This is a genomic window from Acholeplasma sp. ORD1043, assembly GCF_057808485.1.
Window position 1 is genome coordinate 61,844 of the sequence record NZ_JAQLOJ010000004.1, and the last position, 18,812, is coordinate 80,655.

Genomic DNA, 18,812 nt, shown 5'->3' on the forward strand with positions numbered 1-18,812 from the left:
GCTGCGGCAAAAAGCCTTTTATTTTACTTGACCCCAGCTTTGATGAGGAGTTGGCATTGTGAAAGTTAGAATTCGAAAACTATTACTAGCCTTAGTTTTAGTAATTTTAACAATCAGTACTGTACTCACAATCATGCATTTCAACACAGACATCGAGAATATAGAACGTGATGCAGCTGAACATATAAGTTATCGACCACCAGCAACTGCAAGTGTGTTTTTATCACAAGCAGGGACGGAAGCAGATCCATATGTTATAGCAAACGCAGCAGATATGAAGCGTCTTGCAACTGAAGTAGCAAATGGAAATACGTTTTCTGGGAAAGTATTCATTGTTGCTGCAAATGTAAGTGAAATTACATTAGGTGATGATTACATTCCAATCGGTTCAAACACAAGACCTTTCTCAGGTACGTTTGACGGCTACGGAGTTAACTTTCAATTAAATTTAAATAGAGCTACAACTGACTATGTCGGTCTTTTTGGTTTTGTACAAAGTGGAACAATTGAAAATCTCTCTGTTTCAGGTTATGTCAAAGGTCAAAATAACGTCGGTGGTATTGTTGGTTACTTAAACAAAGGTGATGTGCGTAATGTTTATTCAACTGCTAGTGTTGAAGGTAATGCACAAATTGGTGGTATTATTGGATATCTTCGTGAAGGAAATTTAGTTTCTTCATATAATTTAGGTAAGATTAAAGCACAGTCGAGTGGTGGTGGTTTGGTTGGTTATTCAATGCTATATCAAAGAAGTACATCATCCACTTATCATTACAATTCAATTTCAAATGTTTATAGTGCAGGTACTGTCGAAGTAGCAGGAAGCAACGTTGGTGGGGCAATTGGTTATGATAACCCATCTTTATATAATGGTAATGCCAATGCACGTACAAACATTTATTATGATATTTCAGTCAATGCAATGTATGACCAAACATCTGGTTATAAGAAACCTTCTAGTTTATCAACTACTCAATATGCATTAAACAGTGAAGTGTTAATGAGTGGTATGTCAACTAAATTAACATCAACATTTGTTTTTACAAATATTGGTACCAACTATGGATATTACCCTGAACTTGCATACTTCAAAGAACATGCAAACACAGATATTGTTGCAAGATCCATTGATAATGTAACAACAGATATTTCAAATGGTTTAGGAACTCCAACAAGACCATTCTTAATTAGAACAAATACGGATATTCAAACATTAAAATCAAAAATTTTAGCTGGGAATACTTTTGAAGGATTCCATTTTAAAGTTCAAGAAGGTAGAACTGTTTTTAATCTTGGTGAAACAACACCTATTGGTACAACAGGATTCCCATTTTATGGTTCATTTGATGGTAACTTTGCTAATTTCAATATTTCAATTGAAGATACAACTTATGTTGGATTATTTGGTTATTTTGGTAAAGGTACAATTAAAAACTTATATGTTACAGGACAAGTTACTGGTACACAGTATGTAGGTGGTGTTGTTGGTTATAAAGAATCAGGCTTAATTGAAAATGTTTATAACTCTGCTACAATTACTGGAACTACTCAAGTTGGTGGTGTTGTTGGACGTAACCAATTAGGTAATATTCAAACATCATTTAATAATGCAAAAGTTTATGCATCTGTTCAATATTCAGGTGGAATTGTAGGTTATTTATATGAAGGTACGATTCAAAACACATATAATCATGGAGAAATTTTATCTTTAAATAGTGCAGGTGGTATTGCTGGTGGTTCAATGTTATACCAAAGAAGTACATCATCCACTTATCACTATAATTCAATTTTAAATTCATATAATTCAGGTTTAATCTCAGCAAATTCAAATGCAGGTGGTATAGTTGGTTATGATAATCCATCAGTTTATAATGGTATTACAAATGCACGTACAAACCTTTATTATGACACATCAATTTTAGTTACTTATGATCAACCATTTTCTGGTAAACCAGCTGTTATCAATCATACATATGGTAAAACTTCAGATTTCCTTCTTTATGGTGATTTAACAGTTGAATTAAAGTTTGACCCATCTATTTGGAGAAGACAAACAAAGACTCAAACAACTGCTTTTTATCCTCAACTTGCAGTCTTTGCTGAAAATACTGTTACTGCAATTAAAAATGAGAATACTAAATCAACTTCGCTTGATATTTCTTATGGTTTAGGTACCAAAGCGATACCTTTCTTAATTAAAACAGCAGAAGATATGCATGAATTATCAAGAAAAGTTGCAGCTGGTAATCTTTATAAAGATTATTATTTCAAAGTTGACGATGGTATTACTGAACTTGATTTAGGTAACTTCATTCCAATTGGTAATGCAACAAATAAATTCCAAGGTAATTTTGATGGTAATGGTGTCAACTTTGTTGTTGATATCAATACAACCAATAGTTATGTTGGTGTTTTTGGTTCTTTAAATAACTTAGCAATCATTGAAAACTTCTCAGTTTCAGGTACTGTAACTGGTGCTTCATATACTGCTGCGGTTGTAGGACATGTTGATAATGCAACAGTTAGAAATGTATATAGTACTGCAAATGTTACAGGTACTACTCATATAGGTGGCATTATTGGTTACTTATATAATGGTAATTTAAATAATGCATTCAACTTAGGTAGAATCCATGGTAACAACTACGTTGGTGGTGTTGTTGGTTATTCAATGCTTTACCAAAGAAGTACCTCATCCACTTATCACTATAACTCAATAACAAATGTCTATAGTGCAGGTGAGGTTGCAGTTAACGGAAATAACTCAGTTGGTGGGGCAATTGGATATGACAATCCATCAATTTATAACGGTATTGCTAATACTCGTACAAATATTTATTATGATGTCACTGTCATTGCAAATTATGATCAACCAATAGGTTATACAAAACCATCAAGTTTAAAGTCAGCAACTTATGCGATGAACTCTGGTGAATTATTTACTAAGATGAATGGCAAATTTGGAACTGGTTGGTTCTTGGAAGTAAAAGGTGATCAGTTTGCTTATTATCCACAACTTGAATTATTTACATCTCATATTGAAAAAGATATTAGTGATAGATCAGAATTAGCTGTTAGAGTCGATATCTCACTTGGTATGGGAACAGAAGAATTACCATTTATTATTAATTCGATTGAAGATATTAATATCATGCGTCAAAAAGTAGCTGATGGTAATACATTTGAAGGATTTTTCTTTAAAGTTAATCCAGAAGTAAAATTCTTTGATTTATGTGCTTATCAACCAATTGGTACGAGTACTAGACCATTCTATGGTTCATTTGATGGTAGTTATGCTGAATTTAAAGTAGTTATTAATAATCCAACAACTTACCAAGGTTTATTTGGATACTTTGGTAAAGGTACAATTCAAAATCTATATATATCAGGATCTGTCACAGGTACACAGTACGTTGGTGCTGTTGTTGGTTACAAAGTTTCTGGTACAGTTAAAAACGTTTATAATTTAGCATCCATTAAAGGTACAACTGAAGTTGGTGGTATTGTTGGTCGAAACCAAGCGGGTGAAATTAATGGTGCTTATAATCATGCATCAGTAACTGCAACCACTTCATATGCAGGTGGTATTTTAGGTTATCTTTATGAAGGTACAGTAACTAACACATACAATCGTGGTGAAATATTATCACCAACCAATGCTGGTGGTATTGCTGGTGGTTCTATGCTATATCAAAGAAGTACCTCATCCACTTATCACTATAATTCAATTACAAACTCGTATTCATCAGGATTAGTTTCATCTAATTCAAATGCAGGTGGCATCGTAGGTTATGATAATCCATCAGTTTATACCGGTGGAGCAAATGCTAGAACAAATGTGTATTATGATACATCCGTTTTAGTTGCATATGATCAACCATATACTCAAAAACCTGCAGTTATTGGCCATGCTTATGGTAAAACTTCAGATTTCTTACTATATGGTGATTTAATTACTGAAATAAAGTATGATGGTTCTATTTGGTTTAGACAAACAAGAACTGAGGATAATGCTTATTATCCACAACTAAGAGTATTTGCATTTAATCAAGATGCAGAGATTAAAGTAGATTCTATTCAATCAACAATCAAAGATGTATCAGGTGGTTTAGGTACACAAGGTGATCCATTCTTAATTAAGAGTGCTGATGATATGCACGAATTATCAAGAATGGTTAATGAAGGTAATAACTACAAGAATTATTACTTTAAAGTTGATGATAATATTAATGAACTTGATTTAGGAAACTTTATTCCAATTGGGACAACAACTAATTACTTTCAAGGTACATTTAATGGTAATGGGGTAAATTTTGTTGTAAATATTGATACAACGAATAGCCAAGTTGGTATTTTTGGTGCGATTAATAATGGTGCTGTTATTGAAAACTTCTCAGTATCTGGTGCGATTAAAGGTGCATCAAATACAGGTTCTATTGTTGGTTATGTCAATACTGCAACAGTTAGAAATGTATACAATACATCTAATGTAACAGGTACGACAAATGTAGGTGGATTGATTGGTCAACTCTATATTGGTACATTATCAAATGGCTTTAATTTAGGAACAGTTAATGGTACATCGGCTGTAGGTGGTGTTGTAGGTTACTCAATGAGATACCAAAGAAGTACTTCATCTACATATCATACAAATGAAATTAATAACTCATATAATGCTGGACAAGTAGCAGCATTAGGTACAGGTTATGTTGGTGGTGTGGTTGGATATGATAACCCATCTGTTTATAGTGGTGGGGCTAACATAAGAACGAATATCTACTATGACATCACAGTGATTGCTGCTTATGATCAACCAGCAGGTTATACAAAACCATCAAGTTTAAAATCAACTACATATGCAATGGATTCTGTTGAACTATTCACTAAAATGGAAGGTAAACTTGGTAATGGTTGGTATTTAAGAGAAAAAGACGAAGTTTTTGCATATTATCCGCAATTAACTGTTTTTTCTGAACATGCTTTGGTTGTTGTACGTGATTTCTCAACATCAAATGTCAGAATTGATATTAAAGATGGTTTAGGTAATGTTGATTTCCCATTCTTAATCCGTAGTAAACAAGATATGGATACCTTAAGACAAAAGGTAAAAGATGGGAATACTTTCGAAGGTTTCTATTTCAAAGTTGACGATGGTATAGAAAAACTAGAATTAGGTATTTATGAATCAATTGGTACATCAACTCGTCCATTCTATGGTTCATTTGATGGAAACTTTGCAGAAATTAATATCGAAATAAATACAACAACAGATAATCAAGGCTTATTTGGATATTTTGGTAAAGGTACCATTCAAAATCTTTATATTACCGGAAACATTACTGGTGCTGCATATACTGGTGCAGTAGTCGGTCAAAAAGTATCAGGTAATGTTTTAAATGTTTACAATCTTGCAGATGTTAAAGGAACAACACAAGTTGGTGGGGTTGTCGGACGTAATACTTCCGGTAACATTTCTAACGTGTTTAACTTTGCTGATGTGTTTGCAACTACTTCATATGCAGGTGGGGTCGTTGGCTATCTTTATGAAGGTACAATACAAGATACATATAATCGTGGTGAAGTTAAATCTCCAAGCTATGCCGGTGGTATTGCTGGGGGGTCTATGTTATATCAAAGAAGTACCTCATCGACTTATCACTATAATTCAATTTTAAGATCATATTCCGCAGGGTTAGTATCAGCTAACTCTTATGCAGGTGGGGTTATTGGATATGATAATCCATCAGTTTATAACGGTATTGCAAATGCTAGAACTAACCTGTATTATGATGTTTCAGTTTTACAATCATATCAAAAACCTTACAATACAATTCCTTCAACAGCAGTAACGGGACAAGGTTTAACTAAAACCATGATGTTTGATAACCAAATGGGATCACGTGGCTTTAGTGAAACAACTTGGACATTTAAAATGATTGAAGGAAATTATGCATACTATCCACAATTAAAAGTTTTTGCTGATAATAAATATCAATCAGTTAAAGATAATTCAATCTTATCAGTAATCACTAATCCATTCTTAGGTGATGGTACCAAGGCTAGCCCTTATATCATTAATACACCAAGAGATATGGCTACCCTTGCGGTATCAATTACAGCAGATTTTGACGCTAAAGATACTTACTATTTAGTTGGTTCAGGGATTGCTGAACTTGATCTAACAACGGTTGATTATAAGCCGATTGGTACAAATACTGCACCATTTAAAGGTCATTTTGATGGTAATTATGCAAACTTTAAAATTAATCTTACAGGTACTGATTATCTAGGTTTATTTGGTTACTTATCAAGTGATGCAACAATTCAAAACTTATCTGTAACTGGTTTAATTCAAGGACGCAATAACTTAGGTGGAGTTGCAGGGTATAGTGAAGCAATTATACAAAATGTATACACTAAAGTTGAAATTGCTGGTAACAACAATATCGGTGGTCTTTTAGGTGTTAATAACGGTGAAATTGAAAACTTCTATGCAACTGGTAATGTTAATGGTGCAGGTTCAAACATCGGTGGCATCATCGGTTATAACAATGGTTTAGTTGGTGAAGGTTATTCAGGTGGCAAAGTCCAAGGGTATCAAAATGTTGGTGGTTTAATTGGATTTGCACAATCCCTTGATATTACAAATGTTTATTACAATAGAACAATTATTGAATTTGATGATTTAATCCAAGATAGAACAAAACCTTTACATGCAGTTTCAAACCAACCAGGATTAAATACATTTGATAAAGAAAAAGAAGAAATTACAGGTTTAAATATCTTTTTAAATACATCATTAAGTAATACAGTTTGGACAATTAAAGGTTCAACTGGATTCTATGATTATTATCCACAACTATCAGGCTTTGCATCAAATGCAAATGCAACAATTAAGAATAATGCAGATGCATCAGCTAGAATCATTCGTTTTGCATACGGTAATGGTACGCAAAACAATCCATACTTAATTCGTGATGAATTAGATATGAAGGCATTATCTGACATTACTTTAAATGAAAGTTTATTAAACATTTACTTTAAAGTTATGGATGGTGTTACTGTTCTAGATTTAACTGATCCAAGCTTAGGATTCATTTCAATTGGACATAGTAATACACGTCCATTTAGAGGTGGATTTGATGGTAACTATGCAAGAATCGTTTTAAATACTAATCGTGCAACATCTGATTATGTTGGTTTATTTGGTTATTTAGGTGATTCTGCGATCATTCAAAATATTGAAATTGCTGGTCAAGTAACAGGTAGAAATTATGTTGGTGCACTATCAGGTTATGCAACCAATGTAAAAATAACAAATATTTCAAATAGTGCAAATGTAAAAGGTGGCCAATATACTGCAGGTTTAGTCGGTGTTATCACAAATGTAACAATGACTGGTTCATATAACATGGGGGATGTTACATCAACCTCACGTGATGTTGGTGGACTAGTTGGTTGGGGCGAGAAGAGTACATTAACCAATGTATTTAACTTTGGTAACATTCAAGCAACTCAAGTAGTCGGTGGTATTATTGGTTATGCCAATAACAACATTAAAATTAAATATGCATTTAACCGTGGTTCAATCACATCTACAATAACATCAGGACAATCTTGGAATGGTGGAATTATTGGTGCTTCTTACAATTCAACAAATCTTGAAGAAAGTTATTCAGCAGGACTTGTTATGGGTCGTGTAGCATCTAACTTAGGTGGATTAATCGGTGGTGTATCTGGCACAACTTATGAAGCAAATTCATATTATGACAGATCAGTCATTGATGCGTATATTCAACCAGCAGGTTATCTAAAACCTACTCAAGCAATTGCTAACAAATTAGAAACTGAAAACTTAAAGAAATTATATAAATACGATTTAATTGGTCTTTCTACATTAAAGAATTTTGAATTAGAAGCATCATCATGGATCTTCACTGAAATTGATAATTTAAATGCTTATTATCCAGGATTAAAATACTTTAGTGAATCAACAAATGAAAAGGCTAGAATTGATCAACAACAAGCTATCTCAACTCACGTCTTTATTGGTGAAGGTACATTAAATAGTCCATATATCATTATTAGTAAAGATGATATGGATTACTTAGCAGAGCTTGTAAGAAATGGTAATACCTTTGAATCAACTTATTTCAAAGTTAAAGATGACATTGATTTAATTGATTTAACATATGGTAAACCTTATCAACCAATTGGTACAGTTGAGTATCCATTTGAAGGTGCATTTGACGGTTTAGGTACAAACTTTAAATTAAACATCAACAATAATCTTGATTATCAAGGTTTATTTGGTGTTCTAGGACCACATGCAACCATTAAAAACTTATCTGTTTCAGGTAATGTTAAAGCTAACAATTATGTTGGTGGCATTGCAGCAGTTAATCAAGGTTTAATGGAAAATGTTTTCTCAAGTGTGAATGTCACTGGTATGAATAATGTTGGTGGATTAGTTGGTTCTAATGAAGGCACTATAAATTATGCATTCCATATTGGCGAAGTTATTGGCCATACAAATGTTGGTGCCTTAGTTGGTAATAACGAAAACACGATTAATGAAGGTTATGCATCATCAACAGTCTTTGGCAATTCTTTTGTTGGTGCCTTAATTGGTATTTCAACTGGGGATGAACAAAACCTTTACTACAACGAAATTAAGATTGAAATAAGTGATCGTGAAACATTATATAAACCAGTTCAAGCAATTTCAAATAAATTAAATAAACCAACAGTTAAAGGCCTTCCTTTAATGGATTTATATACTTCAACAAATCTATTTAATTCAACCAGCTGGGTATATGAAAAACAAGTTGGATTCTTCGCATTCTTCCCTCAATTAAAGGTGTTTGCAGAAAGTACATATAAAACAATTAAAGATTACTCAAAAGAAGTGGTTAAAGTAGATATCTTCTCAGAAGGTGATGGTACTGAGGGTAATCCTTATATCATCTATAATGCCTACGACATGGAAGCTATTGCTAACATGACTTATGCTGGTTATAATCTTGCAAAAATCTATTTTAAAGTTGCAGATTCAGTTGAATATATTGACTTAAGACTAGCAACTAACTTTAGACCAATTGGTTATGCAACAACAAGCTTTGATGGTAATTTTGATGGTAATAATACCGTCTTTGAATTAGAACTTAATAATGCGCTTCAATACCAAGGTTTATTTGGTGTTATTGGTAAAAGTGGTGTTGTCAAGAACTTAGGGGTTAGAGGTAATATCACTGGTGGCAGAATCATAGGTGGTGTTGCAGGTAGAAACTATGGTCTCTTAGAAAATGTTTATAACATGGCTAAGGTAACAGGTACTGAATATGTCGGTGGTATTACTGGTTATTCAGATGGTGATATCATTGGTGCATTCAACCATGGTGAAGTCACTGGTACATTAAGATATATCGGTGGTATCGCTGGAGCAATTGTTAGAAATAAAGTAATTAAAAACGCATATAACACAGCAGATATTCACGCACTTGGTAATGGTCAAACATACACCGAAGCAGGTGGTATTGTTGGTTACTTAATGGGTAATCTTGATAACGTCTATTCAACTGGTGGTGTATTTGGTAAAACATGGCTTGGTGGTATTGCTGGTCGTCGTGATGGAGCTACCGTTGTACAAAATGCATTCTACTTAAAAGATTCAAGTAGTTATGCAGTAAACAAGAATCATACACAAGCTATAGCAACATTAGTTGTTGGCACAGGTTCACAAGAAGGCATGAAGTCAATTTATCAAAACCAAATGACTTCTGATGTTGTCTTTGAAGTATCACTACAACTTGAATTATTTACATTAAAACAATATAAAGATTTCAATGCATATTTACCTCAATTAAAGATCTTCACAGAATCAACTAAATTAGAGGTTAAAAATGACTCATTAATATCAGTAACTGTACCAGTCTTTTATGGTGAAGGTACATTATCAAATCCATATTTATTAAATACTGCATATGACTTTAGAGCATTAGGTATTATTGTTAAGGATGGCTATCAATTAGGTCAAGCTGTATTTGAAATCCCAGTCAATTCAAACATTGACTTTAAAGAAATTAGTACGTATTACACACCAATTGGAACCAATGAAAATCCATTTAATGGTTCGCTAAATGGTAATCATGTAGAAGTTAATTTAAATATTGAAAAATCATTAGATTATGTTGGTTTATTCGGTGTCACAGGTATGGAATCTTACATTTATAATCTTGAACTTAAAGGACTTGTTAAGGGTAACAATTATGTTGGTGCACTTGCGGGTTTATCACAAGGTTCTTTAGAAAATATTTATGTGAGTGCAGAGGTTATTGGTAATAACTATGTAGGTTTACTGGCTGGTTCATCAACCAAAGAATTAATTAATGTTGGTACTACTGGTAAGGTAAGTGGTGCCTCCTATGTTGGTGGGCTCTTTGGGTTTAGTAATATTCAAACGATCCAAAATGCATATTTCATGGGTGAAATCAATCATACTGGATCTTACGGTGCAGGTTTAATTGGTTATGCACTTGAAACAGAAATTAGTGAATCATTCACGTCAGGTTCGATTAATGGTAATGATAATGTTTCTGGATTTGTAGGCTATCTAAATGGTTCAATTACAAATGCTTACTCAACAATGCATGTTAATGGAAAAACAAATACTGCAGGTTTTGTTGTAAGAAATGCAGGTTTAATTGAAGAAGTATATGTTTCAGCAACGATTGTTGGTAATTCAAATGTTTCAGGTATTGCAGTTGAAAACAATGGCACAATTGATAAAGCGTACTTCAATAAAGATTTCACAGAAAATACTTTAACTGCCATCTTAAATGAATCAGACACATTATATGTAGCATCAAGAACATTAGATGATATGTCTGCAAATTTCCCATTCGGTTTAGACCAATCTCAAATGTTCATGGATGAATCACTATACTTTATTCGAACAAACTTAGACTTTACACAATACTTACCAGAATTAATAAGCTTTAAAGAACATAGTAATCCTAACTTCCAAGCAGATTCATTAAAATCAATTACTTATCAATCAATTACTGGTAGTGGTACCAAATTAGATCCATTCTTAATCTATGATGGATTTGATATGGTAGAAATCGATTACCATGTTAAATTTGGTAACGAATTTACAAATAAATACTTTAAGGTTGCACCTGGTGTAACAATTATTGATTTAACATTAAATGAACTAAATTACAGTCCAATTGGAACAAGTGAAACCATCTTTAATGGTTTCTTTGATGGCTCTCTTGCAATCTTTAAGATTAATCTTCTAGAAGAATCAGAAAATAACTTAGGTATATTCCATACATTAGGTTCAAATGCAATTGTTGAAAACTTAATTATTAACGGAAAATTATCTGGTCTATCATATATTGGTTCAGTTGCAGGACGTAACTTAGGTACAATTAAAAATGTTACAAACTATGCAAAAATCACCGGACAAAACAATGACGTCGGTGGTATTGTTGGGGTTAATGAAGGTATTATTATAACTTCTAAGAACCTAGGAACGATTGAAGCATTAGGTTCATTTGTTGGTGGTATTTCAGGTCAAAACTCAGGTTTAATTAGCGATAGTTATAATACGGGTTCAATTAATGGGTTCGGTAATGTTGGTGGTGTTACTGGTTATAACCATGAAAATCTTGAATATGTATTTAATAGTGGTGAAGTTAAAGCAATTAAGAATATTGCAGGTGGTATTGCAGGTACTTCAACCGGTAATATTAAACTAAGTTATAACAGTGGTAGAATCCATGCAGATGACTCAGTAGCAGGTGGTATTGTTGGTGTCCTTCAAGGTGCAAACATTACGTCTGTTTATAACGCTGGTATCATTACAGCTAAACTTACACAAGCTGGTGGTTTAGTTGGTAACATGGATGGAGGTTTAATTTCTAATGCATATCATTTCGGTGAAGTATATGCAAAAGAAGACCACGGAATTATTGTTGGACATTTAGTGAATCCATCAAATAACTTTAGTAATGTTTATTATGATGAAGATTTATATCATACAACAAGCCATTTAACACTAGCAAAACCAACTAAAGTTGCTGGTATTAATCAAGAAGTTACAGGCATTACATCGCTTGGTCACGGTTTAATGATCGGTGAATATGCATTAAGTGATAAAGCGATGAAGTTAGCACCAAAAACTGACTTTATGACAAAAGATACAGACGTTAACTATTCATACTATGTTCAATTAGCATATTTTGCTAATCATAAAGATCAAACTGTTAAAGATTTATCGATAAATTCTGTAAAAACCAAAACCTTTATGGTAGGTTCTGGTACTCTGGAAAATCCTTATATTATTAGAAACGAAAGTGACTGGATTGCTTTTGCACAAAGCGTTAAATCAGGTCGCACATATGAAAATCAATTTATTAAAGTGAGTGAAGAAATTCATGAACTTAACTTTGATAATAAAACATCAATTTATACATTTGTTCCAGTAGGATCAATTGATCAACCATTTGAAGGAAACTTTGATGGTAATGGGGTTGATGTTAAAGTAACTATTGATGGTTCACTTCAAGGCTCTGCATTATTTGCTAAACTTGGGGTTAAAGGTTCAATCAAACATATCTCAGTTTCTGGCTTGATTAAAGGTGGAAACAATACTGCAGGTATTGTTGGATTAAATGAAGGTTTAGTAGAAGAAGTATACAATAATGCAACGATTAACGGTCTTGAAAATGTTGGTGGTATTGCAGGTACAAATCTTGGAACAATTAAAAACGTATTTAACCACGGTAAAGTAACCGGTAATAACAACGTCGGTGGTATCGCTGGTAACCTTGATGGTAACTTAATGAATGCTTATAATTCAGGTGTTATCTTAGGTAAAACTAACGTTGGTGCCATCGTTGGTCTATTTGTTAAAGGTGATTTAAGATCAAGTTATTATGATCAAACCATCCTTGAAAGTTACCGCGATGTATCAGGTTATATCAAACCTAAATCAGCTATAGGTTCAAGCGAAAATGCAGATGATGTTAAGGGCTTAGATCACTTCTTTATGACAGGTCAATCAGCAATCGGTACTGGTGAAACTAAATTAGAGTTTACAAACCACGTTTCAATTTGGACTACATCAATTAACATTGAAGACCAAAATCATTATCCGCAATTAAGATACTTTGCAATGCATCCAAACGCTCATGTTAAAAACAGAATTGCTGATGCAACAAGAAATTCTTTATATATCATTAGCTTTGAAGAACGTAATGAATCAACACCAACCACAAGTTTCAAATATGTATTAATTAATGAACACTTCAAACTTTACATCCCAGAATATTTTGGATATAAGTTTACTGGTTGGTACTATGATCATAACGGTACAGAAGTTAAGATAACCGATGAAAATGGCTTAAGTATCGCACCGTTTAGTTTTGAATCAAATATTGTTTTATACGCTAAATGGACTGAAGCATACCATACAGTACAATTTATTGATGGTAATAATAAAGTGATTGAATCACTTGAAATTAGACATGGTCAAAAAGTTGTTGAACCAATTGGTTTAACAGCAACTAAGAACAAAGATCAACTCTTTGTTTATCAATTCTTAGGATGGGATTTCAACTTTGATCAAACTTATATCCTTGAACCAACTAAGATTTATGCTAAATTTGAACAACTTGATCGTTACTATGAAGTGATCTATTACGATGGTGACGAAGAGGTTTATGAAATTGTTAAGGGTGAATATAACACTTACTTAACACCACTTCAAAAAGTTCCAGAAAAGACTTATCACGATGATATTGCGTATAAGTTTATTAAATGGGATTATAACTATAATTTACCAGTAACAGGTACGATTGAGATTTATCCAATCTTTGAAGAAGTCGAAAGATTCTACACTGTAACATTTATTAAAGAAGGTGTGGTTTACCATACAGAGAAAGTTGAGTACTTAAGAAGTGCTATTGGTCCAGATTTAATACCAACAAAAGATTCAACCATTGATTCAGTTTATGAGTTTGTTGGTTGGCATAAGACATTTGATGTTGTTACAGAAGATTTAGTTGTTACAGCAATCTTTGAACAAAAGATTAGAGAATATACTGTTATTTTCAAAGACGGTAATCGAAATACATTCTCAAGCCAACAAGTACCTTACGGTAATAAAGCTGCAACACCTAGTGGAACTCCAACTAAAAACCCAGCCTTTGATAAAGCATTCAAGTTTATTGGTTGGGATAAAGATTATTCAAATATTACATCCGATTTAGTAGTTAATGCAGTGTTTATGGAAGTACCAAGATACTATAATGTCGTCTTCTATGATCAAAATGAAAATGTACTTTCAACTCAAATTGTTGAATACTTCCAAAGTGCAATTGCACCAAACGTTGAGTTAACAAAAGAACCAACAGTAGAATATATTTACGAGTTTACTGGTTGGGATACAAACTATCAACAAGTAGAAGAAAATCTAGAAATTCGTCCAGTATTTGCTGAACAATTAAGACCATATAAGATTACCTTCAAAGATGGTAATGGTGATGTCTTTGAAGAACAAACAGTACTTTATGGTGAATCTGGTGTTATACCAACAAATATTCCTCGTAAAGATGGTGTTGGTGATACTGGTTATAAATTTGTAAGCTGGCAAAACACATATCAAAATATAACAGGTGATGTAGAAGTTCTACCAAACTTCACAGAAGTATACCGTTGGTACTACGTCACATTCATGATGAATGACACCATATTAAAGACTGAAAAAGTCGATTATGGGTTTGCCGCAGTAGACCCGGAAGTAACCTTTGGTCCACATCCTACAGTTGGACAAGAATATTATTTCATCCGCTGGGATAAAGACTTTTCATTTGTAGAAAGTGACCTAACTGTTAATTTAGTTTATGGTTCACGTCTACAACGATTTATCGTTACGATTGTTAACGGTGATGAAACAACTGAAGAAGTTGTTGAATGGGGTAAAGATGTTACATTACCTGAACCATTTAAATCACCTAATAATCAAATTACATACGAGTTTGTAGGTTGGAACCACAATGGTAAACAAATTAAACAAGATATGACAATTACTGCATCCTTCAATGAAGTTTACAAATTCTATGAAGTAAGATTCTTTGATGGCGATGGTAAGTTATTAAAACTTGAAAATGTTAACCCTGGTGCTGATGCTAATCCACCACAAGATGTTAGAAAGACTAAGACAGAAGATAAAGTATATATTTTCAAGTCTTGGGATAAAGATTATTTAGCAGTAGAAGAAAACTTAAACATTTATCCAATCTTCTATGAAGTGGATCGATATTATAATGTAACTTTCTTTGATGCCTTTAATAATGAATTATCTATTCAAAGAATTGAATATGGAACAAGTGCATCTGCACCACTTCCACCTTCAAAAGTATTAGAAGGTAAATACCTATACAATTTCATTGGCTGGAGTGAAGCATTTGATGAAGTTACATCTAACTTAAATATTTATCCAGAATATGAAGAAATAGAAAAACAATTTAGCGTTAAGTTTGTTGATGGAAACGGAAGAATCATTAAAGAAGTCTTAGTTTCTTATGGACTAAATGCGAGTGCACCAATGGATGCAACAAAAAATCCAACCGAAGATAAATATTATATCTTTACTGGTTGGAGTGGTTCTTATACCAATGTTGTTCAAGACCAAATCATTTATGCAACCTTTATAGAGGTTGACAGATGGTATCAAGTAAACTTCATTGGTAAAAATAATCAATTACTAAATACTCAAGTGATTGAGTATGGTAAAGCTGCCAATGACCCAATTATTGAACTTGGTAAAACAGTGGTTAAAATTGTTGGTGAAAACAGATTAGAAGTTATTGTTGAATGGGATCAACCATTTGACTACATTACAGAAAATTTAGATGTTTATGCAATATTTGGTGAAGTTGATAGATACTATACAGTAACATTCTATGACCACCTCGGTAACTTTATTACTGATCATTATGTTGAATATGGAGATTTTGTTACACCTCCAGATGCACCAGTTAAATCAGATGAGACAGATTATTTATTCAAGTTTGTAAAATGGAGCGAAGATACTTCATTTGTTAGATCAAATCTTGATGTTTATCCAGAGTATGATGCGATAAAGAAGCGCTATACAGTGACATTCTTTGATGGTGATGGCAACATCTATTCAGAACAAATCGTTGATTATCTAAAAGCTGCAACAAACCCTGGTACACCAATGAAGAGTCCAACCCAAACTGAAAGTTTTGTCTTCATCAGTTGGGACAAAGACTATAGTGTGATTGATTCAGACTTAGAGATTTATCCAATCTTTGAGGCAACTGTAAGAACATTTACAGTCGTCTTTAAAGACAATGAAGGTAATATCTTAAAAGTTGAACAAGTTGAATCAGGTATGAGTGCAACTGCTCCAACAAATATTAAAGAAAAACCTTCAACAGATATGTATGAATACATCATCCGTTGGAGTAAAGATTATACAAATGTTAAAACTGATTTAGTCGTTGAATTATATTATGAGGAAGTTGAAAGAATTTACTATGCTAGATTCTATAATGACCTTGGTGAATTATATATCACAATTTCAGGCACTTATGGACAAACAATTGAAAGTCCAATGCCACCTGAAAAACCAATGACAAATCAATATATGTACCACTTTGTTGGTTGGAGTCCAACATTGGATGAAACCTTAATCAAAGATGGTGATTATTATCCTGTCTATGACAGAACCATTAGACAATACTTAGTTGAGTTCACAGATGGTAATGGTGATGTTTATGATTCACAATTAGTGCCTTATGGACAAACACCAAAAACACCAACAGGAACTCCAGTTAAGGATGCTAATGAACAATATTACTATGTCTTTAGAATGTGGGAAACAACAACTGTCAAGGTTTACCAAGATTTAGTGATTAATGCAGTATTCTATAGATACTTACAAGAATATCAAGTTACATTCACTGATGAATATGGTAATATCCTCCAAGTTCAAATGGTTCAATATGGACTTGGTGCAACTGAACCTGATAGTTCAATTATTCCTGATAAACCATCAACCAAAGAATATGTCTATATTTTTGCCGGTTGGGATAAATCATTCTCATATATCACTGAAGATACAGTGATTCAGACTTTATACATAGCAACATTAAGAAAATATACATACACCTTTTATGACGAAGATGAAGTCACAATCTTAAAAGAAATTACTGGTGCTTATGGTGATCCAATCATCGCACCAGCACCACCAAAGAAAGATGCTACAGAATCAACTGTATTTGAATTCTTAGGTTGGCATATTCCTGTGGCACAAGTTCTAACAGAAGATATATTCTATATTGCAAGATACAAAGAAGTTCCAAAAACCTTTAGAGTCATCTTTATTGATGGTAATGGCATCTTAGTTCATGCTGAAACTGTTGATTATGGTAAAGATGCTAAAGGACCTACAACAATTCCTACAAAACTTCCAAGTGCGATGTATCAATATGCATTCATTGGTTGGGATATTACATTTAATAATGTAACAAGTGATTTAACTGTTACAGCACAATTTGAACGTCAACTTAGAGACTTCCAAGTAACTTTCATTATGGGCGAAGAGGAAGTTATCGAATACGTTCAATATGGTAAGAGTGCATACAACTTAGTAGCAACCCCTTACCTAAAAGGCTATCGCTTTATTGATTGGGATACTAACCTTTCATTCATCACACAAGATACAGTAACATACGGAATTTTCTTACCAAATAATTACTATATCGAATTTAATGGTGGATTCAAGGAAGGTGACATTATTCCTGTTACTGGTAGTATGCCTAGAATGGTAGCAGCATATGATAGTGATGTTACATTACCGCATGTTTCTTTTGAACGTGAGGGATATTACTTTGTTGGTTGGCAACGTCAAGGTGAATCATACATAGCATATCTAGATGGTCAAACGATCAAATTTAGTGACGAAGGTATGAAGTTAGAAGCTATTTGGTTACCAGTACATTATCAAATTCATTATGAACTTGATGGTGGTGAGGCAATTAATCCTGACTCATACACAGTTGAAGATACCATCGTACTTCAAAGTGCACATAAAGAAGATCATCAATTTATTGGTTGGTTCTTAGTTACTGAAGAAGCTACACAAGTTTTAGGTAAAACCAAACAAAAACTTAATGAAACATCAGGTATTAGTGAAAAACCAATTGAAGTAATTGAACCAGGTTCAATCATTGGTGAAATTACATTAATCGCCCGTTATGAATATGACGGATATATAACAATTAAAGAAGAATTCCTATTTGAATTAGGATTATATTATGCTGAAATCGTTACAACTATTCCGATTGAGGAACGTGTTCGTTATTCAGAAGACAATCCAACTTATTTAATTGGTCTTGGTGTCAAACTTGATATGTCATTAAATGAATTATCACTTAAGTTTGAAAATGAAGGATTAATCTTCCTTGATATTAATGGCAACGAGATAACAGGTGATATCAAAGTTGCAACCGGTCAAATGATTGTTCTGAAGAATTCTTCAGGTGAAATTATTGATCGTGTACATATCGTGCTTTATGGCGATACAAATGGTGATGGTCGCATCACAGCAGTAGATTCAACATCCATTATTAACTACATTAGTGGTTCAATGACTACAATTAGTGGTGCTAAATTACTAGCATTGGATGTGAATAGAGATGGACGTCTCACAGCCCTTGATTCAACAGCAATATTAAATCATGTGAGCGGTGGCGTACAGATTCATTAAGAGA

General features: G+C 33.1%; 1 protein-coding gene. It reads left to right on the forward strand.

The genetic code is table 11. The annotated features are described in order from the left end of the window. Positions 1-58 precede the first annotated feature (58 nt). A complete protein-coding gene (locus tag PG914_RS02435) occupies positions 59-18,808 on the forward strand; it encodes an InlB B-repeat-containing protein (protein WP_488822095.1) in 18,750 nt (6,249 codons plus the stop codon). The last annotated feature ends 4 nt before the right edge of the window (positions 18,809-18,812 follow it).